Origin of the sequence: Micromonospora sp. RHAY321 (assembly GCF_023896955.1) — a bacterium.
In the GTDB taxonomy this organism is placed as follows: Bacteria; Actinomycetota; Actinomycetes; order Mycobacteriales; family Micromonosporaceae; genus Micromonospora.
The window spans coordinates 134,613-155,046 of record NZ_JAMHIW010000014.1 but is presented as its reverse complement, the minus strand read 5'-3'; the positions used below and the strand labels follow the sequence as shown (position 1 = coordinate 155,046).

Annotated in this window: 18 protein-coding genes; 12 read left to right on the top strand and 6 right to left on the bottom strand. The window is 71.9% G+C overall.

Going from position 1 to position 20,434, the window contains the following annotated elements; all coding sequences use genetic code 11:
- Window positions 1–117: 117 nt before the first annotated feature.
- Window positions 118–3,435 (top strand): ThuA domain-containing protein, encoded by a 3,318-nt coding sequence (locus M8C17_RS24705; protein ID WP_252418940.1) that lies wholly within the window; start codon window positions 118–120, stop codon window positions 3,433–3,435.
- 68 nt (window positions 3,436–3,503) lie between these two features.
- Here M8C17_RS24705 and M8C17_RS24700 read toward each other — a convergent pair whose 3' ends face one another.
- Together M8C17_RS24700 and guaB are read right to left on the bottom strand one after the other, a co-directional pair.
- The gene (locus tag M8C17_RS24700; protein WP_252418939.1) at window positions 3,504–4,622 is read right to left on the bottom strand and encodes a GuaB3 family IMP dehydrogenase-related protein; all 1,119 of its coding nucleotides are present in this window, start codon (window positions 4,620–4,622) and stop codon (window positions 3,504–3,506) included.
- A gap of 27 nt (window positions 4,623–4,649) precedes the next feature.
- Complete coding sequence (guaB, locus tag M8C17_RS24695) at window positions 4,650–6,212, bottom strand: IMP dehydrogenase (RefSeq protein ID WP_252418938.1); 1,563 nt, start codon at window positions 6,210–6,212, stop codon at window positions 4,650–4,652.
- Between the two features lie 185 nt (window positions 6,213–6,397).
- Here guaB and M8C17_RS24690 point away from each other — a divergent pair, with 185 nt between their 5' ends.
- Entirely contained in the window at window positions 6,398–6,811 is a 414-nt protein-coding gene (locus M8C17_RS24690) for a DUF5319 family protein (RefSeq protein WP_252418937.1), read from the top strand.
- A 21-nt stretch (window positions 6,812–6,832) separates the two neighbouring features.
- On the opposite strand, the gene M8C17_RS24685 is transcribed toward M8C17_RS24690, so the two are convergent.
- The gene (locus tag M8C17_RS24685; RefSeq protein WP_252418936.1) at window positions 6,833–7,651 is read right to left on the bottom strand and encodes a helix-turn-helix transcriptional regulator; all 819 of its coding nucleotides are present in this window, start codon (window positions 7,649–7,651) and stop codon (window positions 6,833–6,835) included.
- A gap of 252 nt (window positions 7,652–7,903) precedes the next feature.
- On the opposite strand from M8C17_RS24685, the gene M8C17_RS24680 reads away from it, so the two are divergent.
- On the top strand, window positions 7,904–8,287 hold the full coding sequence (locus M8C17_RS24680; RefSeq protein WP_252418935.1) for a WhiB family transcriptional regulator: 384 nt from the start codon (window positions 7,904–7,906) through the stop codon (window positions 8,285–8,287).
- A gap of 269 nt (window positions 8,288–8,556) precedes the next feature.
- On the opposite strand, the gene M8C17_RS24675 is transcribed toward M8C17_RS24680, so the two are convergent.
- From M8C17_RS24675 to groES, 3 genes are all read right to left on the bottom strand, one after another.
- Entirely contained in the window at window positions 8,557–10,140 is a 1,584-nt protein-coding gene (locus tag M8C17_RS24675; protein ID WP_252418934.1) for a molybdopterin-dependent oxidoreductase, read from the bottom strand.
- Between the two features lie 126 nt (window positions 10,141–10,266).
- Window positions 10,267–11,907, bottom strand: a complete 1,641-nt coding sequence (gene groL, locus M8C17_RS24670; RefSeq protein ID WP_252418933.1) for a chaperonin GroEL — start codon at window positions 11,905–11,907, stop codon at window positions 10,267–10,269.
- Between the two features lie 70 nt (window positions 11,908–11,977).
- The gene (gene groES, locus M8C17_RS24665) at window positions 11,978–12,292 is read right to left on the bottom strand and encodes a co-chaperone GroES (protein ID WP_084757526.1); all 315 of its coding nucleotides are present in this window, start codon (window positions 12,290–12,292) and stop codon (window positions 11,978–11,980) included.
- A gap of 354 nt (window positions 12,293–12,646) precedes the next feature.
- On the opposite strand from groES, the gene M8C17_RS24660 reads away from it, so the two are divergent.
- The 9 genes from M8C17_RS24660 (at window position 12,647) to M8C17_RS24620 (ending at window position 20,333) form a co-directional block, all read left to right on the top strand.
- A complete protein-coding gene (locus tag M8C17_RS24660; RefSeq protein ID WP_252418932.1) occupies window positions 12,647–13,426 on the top strand; it encodes a helix-turn-helix transcriptional regulator in 780 nt (259 codons plus the stop codon).
- The gene (locus M8C17_RS24655) at window positions 13,417–13,605 is read left to right on the top strand and encodes a DUF397 domain-containing protein (RefSeq protein ID WP_252418931.1); all 189 of its coding nucleotides are present in this window, start codon (window positions 13,417–13,419) and stop codon (window positions 13,603–13,605) included. The genes M8C17_RS24660 and M8C17_RS24655 overlap by 10 nt, the downstream gene beginning before the upstream one ends.
- Window positions 13,606–13,648: 43 nt before the next feature.
- Window positions 13,649–14,845, top strand: a complete 1,197-nt coding sequence (locus tag M8C17_RS24650; protein ID WP_252418930.1) for a methyltransferase domain-containing protein — start codon at window positions 13,649–13,651, stop codon at window positions 14,843–14,845.
- 10 nt (window positions 14,846–14,855) lie between these two features.
- Entirely contained in the window at window positions 14,856–15,335 is a 480-nt protein-coding gene (gene ybaK / locus M8C17_RS24645; RefSeq protein WP_252418929.1) for a Cys-tRNA(Pro) deacylase, read from the top strand.
- Between the two features lie 178 nt (window positions 15,336–15,513).
- Entirely contained in the window at window positions 15,514–16,608 is a 1,095-nt protein-coding gene (locus tag M8C17_RS24640; protein ID WP_252418928.1) for a sugar ABC transporter substrate-binding protein, read from the top strand.
- A 112-nt stretch (window positions 16,609–16,720) separates the two neighbouring features.
- Complete coding sequence (locus tag M8C17_RS24635) at window positions 16,721–17,545, top strand: ATP-binding cassette domain-containing protein (RefSeq protein WP_252418927.1); 825 nt, start codon at window positions 16,721–16,723, stop codon at window positions 17,543–17,545.
- On the top strand, window positions 17,542–18,804 hold the full coding sequence (locus M8C17_RS24630; RefSeq protein ID WP_252418926.1) for a sugar ABC transporter permease: 1,263 nt from the start codon (window positions 17,542–17,544) through the stop codon (window positions 18,802–18,804). The genes M8C17_RS24635 and M8C17_RS24630 overlap by 4 nt, the downstream gene beginning before the upstream one ends.
- A 20-nt stretch (window positions 18,805–18,824) precedes the next feature.
- A complete protein-coding gene (locus M8C17_RS24625) occupies window positions 18,825–20,006 on the top strand; it encodes an ROK family protein (RefSeq protein WP_252418925.1) in 1,182 nt (393 codons plus the stop codon).
- A gap of 18 nt (window positions 20,007–20,024) precedes the next feature.
- Window positions 20,025–20,333 carry a DUF1707 domain-containing protein gene (locus tag M8C17_RS24620; protein ID WP_252418924.1) on the top strand — a complete coding sequence of 103 codons (309 nt, stop codon included), beginning with the start codon at window positions 20,025–20,027 and terminating at the stop codon, window positions 20,331–20,333.
- Window positions 20,334–20,434 lie beyond the last annotated feature (101 nt).

Here is a 20,434-nt window from a genome sequence, read left to right as displayed (position 1 = left end):
CGGTCACCCGCGCCTCCCGTACGGCGACGGGACGCGCCCGGTCCATCCCCCACGCAGTCGCGCAGCCGGCCCGCTCGGGCCGGGGATGCCGCGCGCCTGCCGACCACCGGAGGAACGATGACCCGACAGACCGGACGACGATGGTTCGCCGTCGCCGCTGGACTCATCCTCACCATCCCCCTCACCTCCGCCGTCCCCGCCACCGCCGCACCGACCGACGACGCGCCCCCGACCGCGCCGGCCGCGGTGGAGAACGGGCCGGCCGCGCTGCGCTCCGCCGCCCGCGCCCCGCAGACCTACCGGGTGCTGGTGTTCACCAAGACCGCCGGGGAACGCCGGGCGTCCATCACCGACGGCGTCGACACCATCCGGCAGCTCGCCCGCGCGAACGACTTCACCGTCACGGTCAGCCGGGACGCCGCCGTGTTCACCGCCGCCGAGCTCGCCAGGTACCGGGCGGTGGTCTTCCTCAACACCACCGGCGACGTGCTCAACAGCAGCCAGGAGGCGGCCTTCGAGGCGTACGTCAAGGCCGGCGGCGGCTACGTCGGCGTGCACGCGGCGGCGGAGACCGAGCCGGACTGGGCCTTCTACCAGGACCTGGTCGGCGCGAAGGTGGCCGGCGCCTCGCCGGTCGTCCGCGGCGTGGTGGACGTGGCCGACCGCGCCCACCCGGCGACCGAGACGCTGCCGCGCACCCTGACCCTCACCGAGGAGTGGTACAACTTCAGCCGCAACGTGCGGGGCAGCGCCCACGTGCTGGCCACCGTGGACGAGAAGACCTACGCCGGCGGCGCGATGGGCCACGACCACCCCGTCACCTGGTGCAAGGACCACCAGGGCGGCCGGTCCTTCTACACCGGTCTCGGGCACAGCATCGAGACGTACCGCTCGGCGAAGTTCCGTGAGCACCTGCTCGGCGGCATCCAGTGGTCCGCCGGCGTGGTCGAGGGCGACTGCGGCGCCACGGTGCTCGGCAACTACGAGAAGGTCACCCTCAACGACGACCCGGGCGAGCCGATGTCGCTGGCCGTGCTCCCGGACGGCCGGGTGCTGCACAACACCCGCGGCGGCGAGGTACGCCTCTACGACCCGGCCACCGGCGCCAGCCCGGTGATCACCACCGTCGACGTGTACCAGCACGACGAGGACGGCCTCCAGTCGGTGGCCATCGACCCGGACTTCGCGACGAACAAGTGGGTCTACATCTACTACGCGCCGAAGCTGAACACCCCGGTCGACAACCCGGCGACCCCGGGCGTCAACGAGGGCGACGCGCCGGCCACCTCCACCGACCCGACGGTCTGGGACAAGTTCAAGGGCTACAACCAGCTCTCGCGGGTCAAGCTGGTGGACTCCCCCACCCCGCACCTCGACATGAGCACCGAGCAGCAGATCCTCCGGGTCGACGTGGACCGTGGCATCTGCTGCCACGTGGCCGGTGAGATCAAGTTCGACGGCAAGGGTCTGCTCTACCTGATCACCGGGGACGACACCAACGCCGGTGGCTCCGACGGGTACACCCCGATCAACGAGTCTCCGACCCAGGGCCCCGGCTACGACGCCCAGCGCTCCTCGGCCAACACCAACGACCTGCGCGGCAAGCTCCTGCGCATCAAGGTGCGGGCCAACGGCACGTACACCGTCCCCAAGGGCAACCTCTTCCCCGAGGAGCAGGACACCGCCGGCAGGACGCGGCCAGAGATCTTCCTGATGGGGTTGCGCAACCCGTTCCGCTACGACGTGGACGCTCGCGGCATGGTCTACGTCGGCGACTACTCACCGGACTCCCGCGTACCCAGCGCCACCCGCGGGCCGGACGGCACCGGTCGCTGGTTCGCCACCGACAAGGCCGGCAACTACGGCTGGCCGTACTGCTACTCGCCGAGCCTGCCGTACATCGACTTCGACTTCGCGACCCGGACCTCCGGCGCCCCGTTCAACTGCGGCGCCCCGGTCAACGACTCGCCCCGCAACACCGGCCTGCGGGTGCTGCCGAAGGTCGAGCAGCCGCAGTTCTGGTACACCTTCGACGCACGCACCCCGTGTGCTGGGTCGTACCTGGAGAACCCGCCGGTCGGCTGCGACTTCAGGTGGCCGGTGATCGGCACGGGCGGCGTCGGCCCGATGGGCGGCCCGATCTACTCGTACGACCCGGCGTCGACCTCCGAGGTGAAGTTCCCCGAGTACTACCAGAACGCGGTGGTGTTCGGTGAGTTCACCCGGGACAAGATCTTCATGATGCGGACCGACGGCCGGGGCACCCTGACCGGGGTCGAGCAGTTCCTGCCGGGCGTCGTCTTCGACAACCCGATGGACATGGAGTTCGGCCCGGACGGCTCGCTCTACCTGCTGGAGTACGGCGACGGCTTCTTCCGGGCCAACCCGGACGCGCAACTGTCCGTGATCCGGTACGTGAAGGGCCAGCGGTCGCCGGTGGCGAAGCTCGACGCCACCCCGACCTCCGGGACGGCGCCGCTGACCGTGCGGTTCTCCTCGGCCGGCAGCTACGACCCCGACCCGGGCGAGTCCATCTCGTACGCCTGGGACTTCACCAGCGACGGCACGGTCGACTCGGCCGACCCGAGCCCGTCGTTCACCTACACCGCGAACGGCACGTACACCGCCAAGCTGACGGTGACCGACTCCAGCGGCAGGACCGCCGTGCTCACCAAGGAGATCGTGGTCGGCAACACCGCGCCCACGGTGACCGTCACCTCGCCGGTGTCCGGCAGCTTCTTCACCTGGGGTGAGAGTGTGCCGTTCACCGTCACGGTGACCGACCCGGAGGACGGGCCGGTGGACTGCTCGCGGGTGACCGTGACGTTCGTCCTCGGGCACGACAGCCACGGCCACCCGGACAGCTCCACCACCGGTTGCACCGGCACCCTCGCCACCCCGGCGGACGGCGGCGACCACGCCGGCGGTTACCTGTACGGCGGGATCAGCGCCTCGTACACCGACCTCGGTGGCGGCGGCCAGGCCCCGCTCACGACGGTCGGCCAGGCGATCATCCAGACGCCCCGGCAGCAGGCCGAGAACGCCCAGGTGAAGCAGGGCGTCGAGGTGGCCACCACCGGTGACACGGGCGGCGGGCAGCACGTCAGCGGGATCGACCCGGGCGACCACGTCGCCTTCGACCCGATCAACCTGGGCGGGGTGTCCGCCGTGACACTGCGGCACTCCGGCGGCTCGGCGGCCACCGCCGGCACCGCCAGGGCCGGGGTGGAGCTGCGGCTCGACTCGCCGACCGGGCCGGTCGTCGCCACGGCGACGCTGAACGCGACCACCGGCAACGGGGCCTTCACCAGCACCACGGTCCCGGTGGACCAGCCCGCCGGGGCGCACCGGCTCCACCTGGTCTTCACCGCCGTACCCGGCGGGCCGACCAGCGGCCTGGTCAACCTGAACTGGGTCGAGTTCACCGAGGGCTGACACCCCCGGTACGACGGAGGCCGGCCCCGCGCAGTGCGGGGCCGGCCGTCCGGCGTGTACAGGACGGATCAGCGGTCGAGGACCAGGCCGACCTTCTGGAACTCCTTGAGGTCGCGATAGCCGCACTTGGCCATCGCCCGGCGCAGCCCGCCGAACAGGTTGAGCTGGCCGTCGGCCTCGTCGGCCGGGCCGAAGAGCAACTGCTCCATCGACCCGATCGGCTCACCGGAGACCTCGAACGCACCGCGCGGCAGCGACGGGTGGCTGGCCGCCGAGTGCCACCAGGCACCCCCTGCGGGCGCCTCCTCGCAGAGCGACAGCGGCTCGCCGAGCATCACCGCGTCCGCGCCGCAACCGAGCGCCTTGGCGATGTCGCCCGAGGTCTGGATGTCACCGTCGGCGATGAGGTGCACGTACCGGCCGCCGGTCTCGTCGAGGTAGTCCCGCCGGGCCGCCGCGGCGTCGGCGATCGCGGTGGCCATCGGCACCCGGATGCCCAGCACCGACTCGGTGGTCGACCACTCGTCGCCACCGATGCCCACGATCACGCCGGCCGCGCCGGTGCGCATCAGGTGCAGCGCGGTCTTGTAGTCCGTGCAGCCGCCGACGATCACCGGCAGGTCGAGGTCGGCGATGAACTCCTTGAGGTTCAGCGGCTCGTCGGTGGTCGAGACGTGCTCGGCCGAGACGATGGTGCCCTGGATGACCAGGATGTCCACCCCGGCGTCCAGGATCACCGGGGCCAGCGCCAGGGTGTGCTGCGGCGAGACCCGCACCGCGACCGTGCCACCGCCGGCGCGCAGCTCGCGCACCCGCTCGGCGATCAGGTCGGGACGGATCGGCTCCGCGTACACCTCCTGGAGCCGCTTGGTGGCGCGGGCGTTCTCGTCGAGACCGGCCAGCTCCTCCAGCACCTTGGTCGGGTTCTCGTAGCGCGTCCACAGCCCCTCGACGTTGAGCACGCCGAGGCCGCCGAGCTCACCGAGCCGGACCGCCGACGACGGGCTCATCGTCGCGTCGGAGGGGTGCCCGACGCACGGGATGCCGAACGGGTACGCGTCGAGCTGCCAGGCGGTGGAGACGTCGTCGACGTCCCTGGTCCGTCGGCTCGGCACGATGGCGATGTCGTCCAGGTGGTAGCCGCGCTGCGCGGTCTTGCCCAGCCCGATCTCGACCACGTCACGCATGGGGGACTCCAGGTTGTTGGGGGATGGTCAGCGGGAGTGGTAGTTGGGCGCCTCGACGGTCATCTGGATGTCGTGCGGGTGGCTCTCCTTGAGCCCGGCCGCGGTGATCCGGATCAGCTGGCCACGCCGGTGCAGCTCGGGGATGCTCTCCGCGCCGACGTACCCCATCGCGGCGCGCAGCCCGCCGATGAGCTGGTGGGCGACCGCGGACAGCGGGCCCCGGTAGGGCACCTGGCCCTCGACGCCCTCGGGGACCAGCTTGTCCTCGGCGAGCACGTCCTGCTGGAAGTACCGGTCCTTCGAGTACGACTTGGCCTGCCCCCGGGACTGCATCGCGCCGAGCGAGCCCATCCCGCGGTACGCCTTGTACTGCTTGCCGTTGATGAAGATCAACTCGCCGGGGCTCTCCTCGCAGCCGGCCAGCAGGCTGCCGAGCATCACCGTGTCGGCACCGGCGACCAGCGCCTTGGCGATGTCACCGGAGTACTGGATGCCGCCGTCACCGATCACCGGCACGCCGGCCGGGCGGGCGGCCCGGGCCGCCTCCATGATCGCGGTGATCTGCGGAACGCCGACCCCGGCGACGATCCGGGTGGTGCAGATCGCACCCGGACCCACGCCCACCTTGATCCCGTCGGCGCCGGCGTCGACCAGTGCCTTCGCGCCGGCGTACGTGGCCACGTTGCCGCCGACGATGTCGATGGCGACGTCCTTCTTGAGCTGGCGCACCATGTCCAGCACGGCCCGCTGGTGACCGTGGGCGGTGTCCACGATCAGCACGTCCACGCCCGCGTCGACCAGGGTGCGGGCCCGCTTGTACGCGTCCTCGCCGACGCCCACGGCGGCGGCGACCCGCAGCCGGCCGGCGTCGTCCTTGGTGGCGTTCGGGTACTGCTCGCTCTTGGTGAAGTCCTTCACGGTGATCAGCCCGCGCAGGCGGCCGGAGTCGTCGACGATCGGCAGCTTCTCGATCTTGTGGCGGCGCAGCAGCTCCAGCGCCTCGTCCTTGCTCACCCCGACGCGGGCGGTGACCAGCGGCGTGCGGGTCATGATGTCCCGGACCGGCGTGTCGGGCTCGGAGACGAAGCGCATGTCGCGGTTGGTGACGATGCCCACGAGCTGGCCGTCGCCGTCCACCACGGGCACCCCGGAGATCCGGTACCGCCCGCACAGCTCGTCGACCTCGCGCAGGGTGTCGCCGGGGCTGGCGGTCACCGGGTTGGTGATCATGCCGGACTCGGAGCGCTTGACCAGGTCGACCTGGAGGGCCTGGTCCTCCAGTGAGAGGTTGCGGTGCAGCACGCCGATGCCACCCTGGCGGGCCATGGCGATCGCCATCCGCGCCTCGGTGACGGTGTCCATGGCGCTGGAGAGCAGCGGAACGGTCAACTCGATCCCGCGGGTGAGCCGGGTGCGGGTGTTGACCCGGCTCGGAACGACGTCCGACTCGCCCGGCTGCAACAGCACGTCGTCGAAGGTGAGCCCGAGCGGAACCACCCTGGCGGAGCCGGCGGGCAGCTCGGGCAGGTGGCCGCCCAGGTCGGCGTGCTCGGCGCCGGCCGGAAGATCGGTGCTGGGCGAATTTTCCACGATTGCTCCCCTGAGCTGCTCGAATGGGCTTCAGCGAGGTGGCGCGGGCGGGCACCGGAACGCGCCACGGTGCCGGCACGTCGTCTTATCGTACCCAGTGAGCTGGGCAGCTCCTGCGGTGGCGGGCCGGCCCGGCGCGGGGCCGGGGGCGGACGTTCCCGCCGCGTTGGGTCTACGGTGAGGGGGTGCACGACGAGCCCATCGACCCGTTCAACGGCGACCCGGCCGACCCGACCGCGGGGCTGGACGATCCGGCCGACGACGCGACGCCGGATCCGCTGACCGACGTCGAGCGGCAGGACGTGCTGGAGGACCTCGCCGACCTGGAGATCTACCAGGCTCTGCTGGCGCCGATCGGGGTCCGCGGGCTGGTCATCGAATGCGAGGACTGCCGCGAGCCGCACTACTTCGACTGGGACCTGCTCCGGGGCAACCTGCGCCACCTGCTCAACTCGGGCCGTCCCCGCGTGCACGAGCCGGCGTACGACCCGGACCCGGACCACTACGTGACCTGGGACTACGCCCGCGGGTACGCCGACGGGGTGCACGACACCCTGACCGAGGGCACCGAGGACGAACCGGGCACCTCGACGGATTGAGCCCGGCCGGCGGTTCGGGTGTCAGGCGACCAGGCCGGCGCGGAAGCCGGCGGCCACCGCGTGGGCGCGGTCCCGGGCGCCGAGCTTGCGGAACAGCCGGCGAGCGTGGGTCTTGACGGTGTCCTCCGAGACGAACAGCTCCCGGCCGATCTCCGCGTTGCTCTTGCCCTCGGCCATGCCCAGCAGCACCTGAAGCTCCCGCTCGGTGAGCCCGATCGACACCCGGGCGGGCCGGGCGGCCGGCGCGGGGCGTGTCTGGTCGCTCTGGTCGCTCGCCGGGTCACCGGTCGCCGCGTCGGCCTCGTCGTCGCCGCGCTGCACCGGCACCGACGGCACACCCGCCGGCCCCTCACCAGGCGTGGCCGCCCAGCCCGGCTCGGCGGGGCCGCGCAGCGATGGCCCGGGGCGGGCCGAACCACCGACCGCCGCCGTGTCCCGGGCCGGGTCGGTGGTCCGCTGCCGGGTGGCCCGGCCGGGTGCGGTGAGCAGCAGCAGGGCCTTGGCCACCGCGCTGGTCAGGTCGTGGTCGACGTTCTGGATCAGGCCGCGGGCGCCGGCGCTGATGGTTGCCGCCGCGGCCTCGGATTCCTCAGTGCCCAGCAGCAGCACCGCGGCCTGCGGCGCGCGGGCCAGCACCCGCCGCACGAAGCCGGCGCTGTCCGGCCGGGTGAGGGCCGTGTCGGCCAGCACCACGTCGGCAGGACGCTCGGCCAGCCGCAGCATCACCTCGGGATCGGAGACGGCGGTACGGACGATCGCGGACAACCCCAGCCGCGCGGCCGCGGAAGTCAGATGCTGGGCCGCGAGTGGTGTCCGAACGCACACAAGAACGGTACGCACTGTGGTCTCCTCTCCGCCAACGAGCAGACCATGACGGGGTCGGCTGGGGAGGGGGTTCCCGGCAATCCTCCGAACTTTTCCGACAGATAGGGCAAAAGCCGCAAGTTACGGGGCGTTCTCGATCACAGACGTGTGAGCCGGGGAAAGCACGGGTACCGGGAAGTCCAGGCCGGGAACGGTGCGCCTGCGCGGCCCGCCGCCCGGAAGCCGGCCACAAGGATCTCGCGGTGCCGCGCGGGAGGAGGGGTGCTGATGTCGAACGTACGTAGACTGCCCGGACCCATCGTCGATCTCTGGGACTGGCAGCGTCTCGGTGCCTGCCGAGGGCGGGACAGCGCCCAGTTCTTCCACCCCGACGGCGAGCGGGGCTCCTCCCGACTGCGTCGGGAATCCTCCGCCAAGGCGGTCTGCCGTACCTGCCCGGTCCGCGCCGAGTGCGCCGCGCACGCTCTGTCGGTCCGCGAGCCGTACGGCGTGTGGGGCGGCTTCAGCGAGTCCGAGCGGCTGCGCCTGCTCGCCGTCGGCTGGGAGGATCTGGCCGACCGCCGACAGGCCCGCGTCGACGTGTCCCGCCTGGAGGCCCGGCTGGGTCGTCCGCACAAGTCGACGGTCCCGGCGCAGCGCAACGTCGCCTGACCGGCCACAGTCCCGCGACACCGCGAACCGCGCCCCCATGATGGGGGCGCGGTTTCCGCGTCCCGTCGCACGGGTGCGTCCGGCGTCTCGTCGCCGGGACACCGTGGTCGACACGGGCACGCGGTCCGGAGGGCGGACGCGGCAACGAGCGTGATACCTGAGAGGCATATTTATGCCTCACAGGTATCGCACCCATGGCACCGAGCGCCCCGAGCCGGACGCGGCGGCCGTTTCGCGCCACCCGGCGAGGTCGCTCCGTCCGGGCAGGGTCAGCGGACGGTGACGGTGACCGTGTGCCAGCCCGTGGCGCCGTCCGGGACGACGCCCTGCGTGCGCTCGGTCTGGGTCTCGCCGGTCGTGTCGGTCGCCCGGACCTGGAGCCGGTGCTCTCCCGGTGTGGCGTCCCAGCGCCACGACCACTGCACCCAGGTGTCCACCGACACCGACGGGGCGAGCTGCGCCTCCTGCCAGGGGCCGCCGTCGACGCGTACCTCGACCCGGCGGATGCCCCGGTGCTGCGCCCAGGCCACTCCGGCCACGGTCACCGGGCCGGCGGTCAGCCGGTTGCGCGAGCGCGGCGTGTCGATCCGCGACTGGGTCTTGATCGGCCCCTGGACGGACCAGCCCCTCGGCACCCAGTACGCGTCGAAGTCGACGAAGCGGGTCAGCTCCAGCTCGGTGACCCACTTGCACGCCGACACGTAGCCGTACAGGCCGGGCACCACCATCCGCACCGGGAAGCCGTGCTCGACCGGCAGCGGCTCGCCGTTCATGCCGACCGCCAGCAGCGCGTCCCGCCCGTCGCGCAGGGCCGCCGTGGGGGTGCCGCAGGTCCAGCCGTCGACGGACCGGCCGACGACCTGGTCGGCGTCCTCCTCCGGCTGGACCTCGTCCAGCAGTTCCCGCAGGGGCACGCCGAGCCAGCGGGCGTTGCCGATCAGATCCCCGCCCACCTCGTTGGAGACGCAGGCCAGGGTGACGTACCGCTCGACCAGCGGCCGGGCCAGCAGGTCGGCGTAGGTGTAGGTGCGCTCGTTGCGGACCTGCCCGTGGATCCGCAGCCGCCAGGTCGCCGGGTCCACCTGCGGCACCACCAGCGCGGTGTCGATCCGGTAGAACCCGAAGTTCGGGGTGACGTACGGGGCGAGCTGGGCCAGGGACAGGTCGGCGCCCGCCGGCACGGCCGGTGCGGGGGCGACCGGAGCGGGCAGCCGGATCGCCTCCCGGGCAGCGGACACACCGCGCCGACCGGCGAGCCAGCGCCCACCGAGACCGGCCACCGTGGCCGTGCCGAGCAGCACCCCGGCGCCGGTGAGGAACCGCCGCCGCGACTCCGGGTCGACACCCTCCCCCGGCGCCGATTCACTCGGCGCGGCCGGCACCGTGGTCGGAGTGGGTGGGGACCACGGCCACGGGTCCAACTCCAGCGGACCGGCGATGAGCAGCCAGAGCACCAGGGCGCCGAGCCCGCCGCCGACCAGCGACGGCAGCGCGTCGGCGGCATCCGCGCCGGCACGGGTCAGCGCGGCGGCCACGCCGACGGCGGCGAACGCCGCGATGCCGGCCAGGCCGAGGGCCAGGCGGCGCACCGCCAGCACCCCGAGCAGCGCGGCGAACGCGCCCAGCAGCAGGGCCGTGCCGACCAGCAGGGCGATCTTGTCGGCGGTGCCGAAGATGTCGATGGCGAGTTGCTTCAGCGACTCCGGGACGGCGTCGACGACCACCCCGCCGACCGCGACCAGTGGCGCCGACCGGGGCCCGGTCAGCACCGCCACCGGTTCCGCGATTCCGATCGCGACGGCGGCGGCGGTGACTCCGGCCAGCGCGGCGTAGCGCCGCGACGTGGTGCTCATCGGCCCAGTGTGCGCGATCATTCCGCCCGGTCGCCAACAACGTCAGCGCTCGGTAATGACCGGAGAAGACGGACCGGGGCACACCGCCGTACGACGGTGTGCCCCGGAACGGGTGTCGCTACCGGGTCAGAAGCCCGGGCCGTGCTGGTGGCCGTGACCGTGGCCGTGCCCACCGGCGGCGGCCGGCTCGGCCTGCTCCGGCTTCTCCACCACGAGGCTCTCCGTGGTGAGCAGCAGACCGGCGATCGAGGCGGCGTTGGTGACCGCGTTGCGGGTCACCTTCACCGGGTCGATGATGCCGGCCTTGACCAGGTCGACGTACTCGCCCTTGGCGGCGTCGAGGCCGTTGCCCCACTTCAGGTCGGCGACCTTCTGGGTCACGACGTAGCCGTCGTGACCGGCGTTCTGCGCGATCCAGCGCAGCGGCTCGACGAGCGCCTTGCGCACGATCGAGACGCCGACCTTCTCGTCACCGGTGAAGCCCAGGTCGTCGTCGAGCACGGAGAGGATCTGCACCAGGGCGGCGCCGCCGCCGGGGACGGTGCCCTCCTCGACCGCGGCCTTGGTCGCCGCGATGGCGTCCTCGATGCGGTGCTTGCGCTCCTTCATCTCGACCTCGGTCGCCGCACCCACCTTGATCACGGCGATACCGCCCGAGAGCTTCGCCAGCCGCTCGGCCAGCTTCTCCCGGTCCCAGTCGGAGTCGGAGGCCTCGATCTCCTTGCGGATCTGGGCCACCCGGTCCTCGACGTCGGCCTTCTGGCCGCCGCCGTCGACGATCGTGGTGTTCTCCTTGTCGACCACGACGCGACGGGCGGTGCCGAGCACCTCCAGGCCGACCTGGTCGAGCTTGTAGCCCAACTCCGGGGCGACCAGCTCGGCGCCCGTGGAGATCGCGATGTCCTGGAGCATCGCCTTGCGCCGGTCACCGAAGCCGGGGGCCTTCACGGCGCAGACCTTGAGGGTCTTGCGCAGCGAGTTGACCACCAGGGTGGACAGCGCCTGGCCGTCCACGTCCTCGGCGATGATCAGCAGCGGCTTGCTGTTCTGGAGGACCTTCTCCAGCAGCGGCAGCAGCTCCTCGATCGCCGAGATCTTCTGGGTGGTGACCAGGATGTACGCGTCCTCGAGGACGGACTCCTGGCTCTCCAGATCGGTGACGAAGTTCGGCGAGATGAAGCCCTTGTCGAACTGGAGACCCTCGGTCACGTCCAGCTCGGTGGTGAGCGCGGAGCCCTCCTCGACGGTGATGACACCGTCGCGGCCGACCCGCTCCATCGCCTCGGCGATCAGCTCACCGATGGTGGAGTCCTGCGCGGAGATCGTCGCCACGTTCGCGATCGACTCCTTGCCGGTGACCGCCTCGGCGCGGCCGAGCAGCGCCTCGGAGATCTTGGTGGCCGCCGCGTCGATGCCCCGCTTGAGGCCGGCCGGGTTGGTCCCGGCGGTGACGTTGCGCAGGCCCTCGCGGACCATCGCCTGGGCCAGCACGGTCGCGGTGGTGGTCCCGTCGCCGGCGACGTCGTTGGTCTTGGTCGCCACCTCCTTGACCAGCTGCGCACCGAGGTTCTCGTAGGGATTGGTGAGCTCGATCTCCTTGGCGATGGTCACACCATCGTTGGTGATCGTCGGCGCACCGAATTTCTTGTCCAGGACGACGTTGCGCCCGCGCGGGCCGAGGGTGACCTTGACCGCGTCCGCGAGGGCGTTGACACCGTGCTCCAGCAGGTGCCGGGCGTCGTCCGAGAAGCTCAGGATCTTCGCCATGGATGTCCCTTCGAAGCGCCACTGCCCCGGCCCGGCGAGCCGGACCGGGGCAATGACACTGATCGGTTGCTTACTTCTCGATGACCGCGAGGACGTCGCGGGCGGAGAGCACCAGGTACTCCTCGCCGGCGTACTTGACCTCGGTGCCGCCGTACTTCGAGTAGAGAACGGTGTCGCCGACCTTGACGTCGAGCGGAACACGGTTGCCGTTGTCGTCGATCCGGCCCGGGCCGACAGCGAGGACAGTGCCCTCCTGCGGCTTCTCCTTGGCGGTGTCGGGGATCACGATGCCCGACGCCGTGGTGGTCTCAGCCTCGTTCGCCTGGACCACGATCCGGTCCTCGAGCGGCTTGATCGCAACCTTGGTCGCGGTAGTCACGGGCATACCCTCCTGGGGTACTGGTTTCGTTGCCGGCCGGCGTGGCCGGCCAGCGTCAATCTGCCTCATGCCACCGGGCGGGGCCGTCGTCGCGGGTGCCGGTCCGCCTGGCGTTGCGCACCCGGGCCGAGACCCGGGAGCTGGCACCCTCAGGGTGAGAGTGCTAATCGCAGGTTATTCCGTGGCTAGCACTCCGTCAAGGAGAGTGCCAACGCGTCGTCCGTCGTGTCGCCACAGTTCCGCCAGTCGTTACCGCGACACGCCGGCAACGCCTCGCCTCACCGTGGCCATCTCCCTACCTTCGGTCACCACCACCGGATGCCGCCGAAAGGGGATGTGAGTGCCCGGATACCGACCCTGATGTTCCTGCTCGAACAGCTACGCCGCGCACGCCAGGCGCGCGGGCTGAGCCAGGAGGAGCTGGGCAAGCTGATCAACTACTCGTCGTCGTACGTGAGTGCGGTCGAGACCGGCCAGAGCCCGGTCAAGCCGGACTACGTCGCCCGGATCGACTCGACCCTGGACACCGGCGGTCTCTTCGTCGGCATGCTGGAGCTGATCCGCTTCCACGCCGCGCCCGACTGGTTCCGCCCCTGGGACGAGAACGAGCGGGAGGCGGCGGCGCTGCGCTGGTACGACCCGACGGTGATCCCCGGCCTCCTCCAGTCCGAGGGGTACGCGCGGGCGATGCTCGGCGTGGGCGGCGAGCTGACCGCCGAGGAGGTGGAGACGAGGGTGGTGGCCCGGCTCGCCCGGCAGGCTGTGCTGACCGCCGACCCGCGTCCGCACCTCGTCGCGGTGCTGGAGGAGCACACGCTGCGCCGACAACTCGGCGACCGGGAGATCATGCGCGAGCAGCTCCAGCACCTGCTGGCCGTGGGCACCGAGCCGAACGTCCAGGTCCGGGTCGTGCCGGCCGACACCCCCTGGCACGTCGGGCTCAACGGCCCGTTCATCCTGGCCCGGCTTGAGAGCGGCGCCGAGCTGGTCCACCTGGACAACCAGCTCCGGGGGCAGACCGTGGACAGCCCGAACGACGTTGCCGCCCTGGAGCGGCGCTGGGAGACTGTGACCGGCGAGGCGCTGCCGTGCCGGCAGTCCGCCCGGCTGATCGAGGAAGTGGTGCAGACATGGACCTGACCCACGCCATCTGGCGCAAGGCCTCCCGCAGCAACAGCAACGGGGGCGCCTGCGTCGAGGTCGCCGACAACCTGCCCGGTGTGGTCGCCGTGCGCGACAGCAAGGACCCGGCCGGGCCGGCGCTCACCTTCACCCCGGCGAGCTGGCGGGCCTTCGTCGCCGCCACGCCCACCCACTGACACCACCGTCCGACCGGTCGGGCCGGCCCGGGACAATGACCGGGTGGATCTCGACCAGCTGGCTGCTCTACGTACCCCCGAGGGGTCGGCCGCGCTCGCGGCGGCGGCCGGGCTGGCCGGCGGTGACCCGCTGGCCGCGGCGTCGGCCCTGCGCGCGACCGGCGTGCCGCCGGCACTGGCCTCGGCGGCACTGACCCAGGCCGAGCTGCGCCACCGGGCGGCCGGCAAGTTCGGGCCGGCCGCCGCCGGGATGTTCCTCACCCGTGCCGGGCTGGAGCAGGCCACCCGCCGGGTGGTCGCCGACCGCCGCGCCGACCGGCTGCGCGCGGCCGGTGTGCGCACCCTCGCCGACCTCGGGTGCGGGCTCGGCGCCGACGCGCTCGCCGCCGCCCGCGCCGGCATCCGGGTGTACGGGGTCGAGGCCGACCCGGTGACCGCCGCGATGGCCGCCGCCAACGCCGCCGCGGCCGGGCTGGCCGACCTGTTCACGGTCGAGTGCGGCGACGCCACCACGTTCGACGTCTCCCGCGTCGACGGTGTCTTCTGCGACCCGGCCCGCCGGCGTGCCGGGACCGGGCGGCGGATCTTCGACCCGCGCGCCTACTCGCCGCCGTGGGACTTCGTCACCGGGCTGGCCGAGCGGGTGCCGCGCACCGTGGTGAAGGTCGCGCCGGGGTTGGACCACGCGCTCATCCCGGCCGGCGCGGAGGCGGAGTGGGTCGGCGTGGACGGCGACCTGGTCGAGGCGGCGTTGTGGTGCGGTGAGCTGGCGGAGGTGCCCCGCCGGGCCACCGTGTACCGCCAGGAGGGCGCCGGGACCCGCCGTCACCAGCTCACCGGCTCCGGTGCCGCCGAGGCGCCGGTCGGGCCGCCGCGCCGCTACCTGTACGACCCGGATCCGGCGGTGGTCCGCGCGCACCTCGTCGCCGAGCTGGCCGGCGAGCTGGATGCCACCCTCGGCGACCCGAGCATCGCCTACCTCTACGCCGACCGCCCGACCCGCACCCCGTACGCGCGCTGCCTGGAGATCACCGACGTGCTGCCGTTCTCCCTGAAGCGCCTGCGGACGCTGCTGCGGGACCGCCGGGTGGGCCGGGTGGAGATCCTCAAGCGAGGTTCCGCGCTCACCCCGGAGCAGCTTCGTCGCGACCTGCGGCTGGCCGGTGACGCGTCGGCGAGTCTGGTGCTCACCCGGGTCGCCGGGGCACCGACCGTACTCATCGGCCGTCCGGTCGACTAGGTTCATCGCTGTGGCGGGACAGGGCACACCGGCGACGGCACTGCTGGTCAAGCGCGGGATCGCGCACCACACCCATCCGTACCGGGTGGCGCCGGACGCACCGAACTACGGCGCGCTGGTGGCGGCGGCGCTCGGTGTGCCGCCGGAGCGGGTGTTCAAGTCCCTGGTGACCGAGGTCGACGGGGCGCTCACCGTGGCGGTCGTTCCGGTGACCGGCGAGCTGGATCTCAAGGCGCTCGCGGCGTCGGTGGGTGGCAAGCGGGCGGTGCTGGCCGACCGGGCGGTCGCCGAGCGGGCGACCGGCTACGTGCGGGGCGGGATCAGCCCGCTCGGGCAGCGCCGGCGGCTGCCCACCGTGCTGGACGAATCCGCGCTGGATCTGCCGACGATCTATGTCTCCGCTGGCCGGCGGGGTCTGCAACTCGAACTGGCCGCGGCGGATCTGGTGGCGCTGACCGAGGCGCGCACAGCGGCGCTGCAGACCCGCTGACCGCTGCCGCCCATGGTCATCTCCCCTGGATGACCGGGGAGTGACAGTCGCGTTGCTGAATTGTTATCGCTCCCAACAAACTTGACGCACCGCCGGTCTTGTGGATTCGGTGTGATGCGAAATACGTTGCCGGGCACAACAAAACAACACCTCCCCCACCTCCGAAAGGACCCTGCACATGCGTAAGGGGCTCCTCACCATCGCCGCCGTGGGCCTGCTCACGACCGGCAGCATGACCGCCTGCGGCGGCGACTCCGGCGACGACCAGGCCAGCTCCGCCAAGACCCCCAAGATCGGCGTGATCCTCCCGGACAGCAAGTCCTCGGCCCGCTGGGAGAGCGCGGACCGTCGGTTCCTGGAAGAGGCGTTCAAGGCCGCCGGCGTCCAGTACGACATCCAGAACGCCCAGAACGACAAGACCGCCTTCCAGACCATCGCCGACCAGATGATCACCAGCGGCGTCACCGCCCTGATGATCGTCAACCTGGACTCCGGCACCGGTAAGGCCGTGCTCGACAAAGCCAAGTCGCAGGGCGTCGCCACCATCGACTACGACCGGCTGACCCTGGGCGGCTCGGCCCAGTACTACGTCAGCTTCGACAACGAGACGGTCGGCAAGCTCCAGGGCGAGGGCCTGGCGAAGTGCCTGACCGACCAGGGTGCCAAGAACCCCGTCGTGGCGTACCTGAACGGCTCCCCCACCGACAACAACGCCACCCTCTTCAAGAACGGCTACGACTCGGTGCTCAAGCCGAAGTTCGACGCCAAGGAGTACACCAAGGGCCCCGAGGACGCCGTACCGGCCTGGGACAACGCGCAGGCCGCGACGATCTTCGAGCAGCAGCTCACCAAGGCCAACGGCAAGATCGACGGCGTGCTGGCCGCCAACGACGGTCTGGGCAACGCCGCCATCTCGGTGCTGAAGAAGAACAAGCTCAACGGCAAGGTGCCGGTGACCGGGCAGGACGCCACCCCGGAGGGCCTGCAGAACATCCTCGCCGGTGACCAGTGCATGACCGTCTACAAGGCCGTCCGGGAAGAGGCCAAGGCCGCCTCCGACCTGGCCATCGCGCTGGCCAAGGGCGAGAAGAAGGACACCGGCCAGACGGTGAAGGACCCCGAGGGCAACCGGGACGTCCCCTCGGTGCTGCTCACCCCGAAGGCCATCTACAAGGAGAACGTCAAGGACGTCATCGCCGACGGCTACGTGACCAAGGAAGAGGTCTGCACCGGGGCGTACGCCAAGCTCTGCGCCGACGCCGGCATCAGCTGACCGACGCCGCAGTACCCGCCGGGACGACCATCGCCGCCCGGCACGGGAGCCTGATCCCGTGCCGGGCGGCGCCCGCCGGACGAGCCCCGACCCTCCCGTAAGGAGACCCCCCGTGTCCGCGACCCCCCTGCTGGAACTACGCGGGATCGACAAGAGCTTCGGTCCCGTCCAGGTGCTCCGCGACGTCGCCCTGACCGTCCACCCCGGCGAGGTGACCGCGCTCGTCGGCGACAACGGCGCCGGCAAGTCGACCCTGGTGAAGTGCATCAGCGGCATCCACCCCACCGACGCGGGCGAGTTCCTGTTCAACGGCGAACCGGTGCACATCAACAGCCCCCGCGACGCCGCCGCACTCGGCATCGAGGTCGTCTACCAGGACCTCGCGCTCTGCGACAACCTGGACATCGTGCAGAACATGTTCCTCGGCCGGGAGAAGCGCAGCGGCATCGTCCTGGACGAGCCGAGCATGGAACAGCTCGCCGCCGAGACGCTGGCCGGGCTCTCCATCCGCACCGTCACCTCACTGCGCCAACACGTCTCCAGCCTCTCCGGAGGCCAGCGCCAGACCGTGGCCATCGCCAAGGCGGTGCTGTGGAACAGCAGGCTGGTCATCCTCGACGAGCCGACCGCCGCGCTCGGCGTGGCGCAGACCGCCCAGGTGCTCGAACTGGTCCGCCGTCTCGCCGACAACGGCCTGGCCGTGGTGCTGATCTCCCACAACATGAACGACGTCTTCGCCGTCGCCGACCGGATCGCCGCGCTGTACCTCGGCCAGATGGTCGCCCAGGTGAAGACCACCGACATCACCCACGCCCAGGTCGTCGAGCTCATCACCGCCGGACGCTCCGGCGCGCTCGGCCTCACCGACGACTCCGGCGGGGGCGGCAACGGCAACGGCACGCAGCCGGCCGACTCGATCTCAGGAGGCCACCGATGACCACCACCGCCGTGCGGAAGGACGGCCCCGCGGCCGTCACACCGCCGCCGACCGTCGGGGGCCACGTCCGCACCTACTGGAGCCGGGTACGCGGTGGCGACGTCGGCGCGCTACCGGCCGTGCTCGGGCTGATCGTGCTCTGCACCGTCTTCGCGGTCATGCGGCCGTCGTCGTTCCTGTCGGCCGGCAACTTCGCCAACCTCTTCACCCAGGGCGCGGCGGTCACGCTGATCGCCATGGGCCTGGTCTTCGTGCTGCTGCTCGGCGAGATCGACCTCTCCGCCGGCTTCGCCAGCGGCGTCTGCGCGGCGGTGCTGGCCAATGTGGTCACCGTGCTCGGCTACCCCTGGTGGGTCGCCGTGCTCGCCGCCGTCGCCACCGGTGTGCTCATCGGCACCAGCCTCGGCCTGCTGGTCGCGAAGATCGGCATTCCGTCCTTCGTGGTCACCCTCGCCGGCTTCCTCGCCTTCCAGGGCATCGTGCTGCTGCTCGTGAAGGAGGGCACCAATATCTCCGTCCGCGACGAGGTGCTGGTCGCCATCGCCAACCGCAACCTCGCCCCCACCCTGGGCTGGGCGCTGACCGCCATCGCGGTCGTCGGCTACGCGGCGGTGCAACTGCTGCGCCACCGCAACCGGGTGGCCCGCGGTCTGATCACCGACCCGATCGCGGTGGTGGCCCTCCGGATCGGCGGGCTCGCCGTCATCCTCGGCACGGCGGTGTACGTCCTCAACCTGGAGCGCAGCCGCAACGTGCTGATCGTCTCGCTCAAGGGTGTGCCGATCGTGGTGCCGGTCATCGCCGTGCTGCTGATCGTCTGGACCTTCGTGCTGCAACGCACCAGCTACGGCCGGCACATCTACGCCGTGGGCGGCAACCGGGAAGCGGCCCGCCGGGCCGGCATCGACGTCGACCGGATCCGGATCTCGGTCTTCGTCATCTGCTCGTCCATGGCCGCCATCGGTGGAATCGTGGCGGCCAGCCGGGCCAACTCGGTCGACCCGAACACGGGGGGCAGTAACGTACTGCTCTACGCGGTCGGCGCGGCGGTGATCGGCGGCACCAGCCTCTTCGGCGGCAAGGGCCGCGTCCTCGACGCCGTGCTCGGCGGGGCGGTGGTCGCGGTCATCGAAAACGGAATGGGCCTGATGGGGTACAGCGCGGGAGTCAAGTACGTGGTCACCGGCGTCGTGCTGCTGCTCGCCGCCAGCGTCGACGCGCTCTCCCGCCGCCGCGCGGCAGCCACCGGCACCCGCTGACCGCGGGAGGTAGCACCACGATGCGCCCGGCACCGAGCCAGGACGAGGTCCGGCGGCAGAACCTCGGGGCACTGCTGCGACACGTGCACGTCCACGGGGCGACCACACGTGCCGAGCTGACCACCACGCTGGGCCTGAACCGGAGCACCATCGGCGCTCTCACCGCCGACCTGGCCGGTGTGGGGCTGGTCAGCGAGGGCGCACCGAGGGAGACCGGCCGGGCCGGCCGCCCCTCGCTGGTCGTCCGACCCGAGTCGGAGCGGGTGTACGCGTACGCGTACTCCGTGGAGGTGGACCGGCTGCGGGCCGCCCGGATCGGTCTCGGCGGCGCGGTGCTCGACCGCCGTGAACTGGACCGGCCACGGGGTCTCACCGCCGCCGAGGCCGCGCCGCTGCTGGCCGGCGCGGTCAAGGAGATGCAGCAGGTGGTGCCACCCGACGCCATCTGCGTCGGCGCCGGCCTCGCGGTCTGCGGCATGGTCCGCCGCCACGACGGCCTGGTCCGGCTCGGCCCGACCACCGGCTGGGTGGACGAGCCGATCGGCGCGGCGCTCAGCGCCGAACTGGGCATCGGCGTGCCGATCACCGTCGGCAACGTGGCCGACGTGGCCGCGTTCGCCGAGCACGCCCGGGGCGTGGCCGCCGGCTGCGACAACGTCATCTACCTGTACGGCGACGTCGGTGTCGGTGCCGGCATCATCGCCGGTGGGCGCCGGCTGACCGGGCACGGCGGGTACGGCGGCGAGGTCGGCCACATGAAGGTGGTCCGCGACGGCAAGCCCTGCGAGTGCGGCTCCCGGGGCTGCTGGGAGACCGAGATCGGCGAACACGGGCTGCTCCGTGCCGCCGGCCGCTCCGACGCCCGGGGCCGGGACGCCCTGCTGGCCGTCTTCGACGCCGCCGACCGGGGCGACGCCCGGGCACAGACGGCGGTCCGCCAGGCCGGCGACTGGCTCGGCTTCGGCGTCGCCAACCTGGTGAACGTCTTCAACCCGGAGATGGTCATCTTCGGGGGCACCATGCGCGACCTCTACCTCGCCGCAGCGGCCCAGATCCGCAGCCGGCTCAACTCCAACGCGCTCGGCGCCTGCCTGGAGCACGTCCGGCTGCGCACCCCCAAGCTGGGCGCGGACGCACCCCTGATCGGCGCCGCCGAACTGGCCTTCGAACGGCTCCTCGCCGACCCCCTCGACGTGGGCTGATCCGCGTACCCTGTCGGCGTGGATGTCGAGCTGCGCGCCTCCGACGACGACCGCCACCGGGTGGTCGCCGAGCTGCACCGGCACACCACCGCCGGCCGGCTCACCCTCGACGAGTTCTCCGACCGGGCCGGCGCGGTGTGGGCCGCGCGCACACTCGGTGACCTGGCCGCGCTGACCCGCGACCTGCCGGCTCTGCCCGACCCCGCCACCGCGTCGTCGACCGGCGGCGACCCGACGGGCCACGGTCGCCAGGAACTGCTGGTGCTCTTCGCCGTCGCCGCGCTCACGCTGCTGCTGCTCGGCGGCTTCATCGCCGTCACCCGCTGACCCACCCCAACCGGTGAACTGATCGGGCGGTCAGTCCGTATCAGTGGACGGACGGGCAGCCGGCACAGGTGCGGCTGCCCGGTTCGGACGCGTTTCGGTCG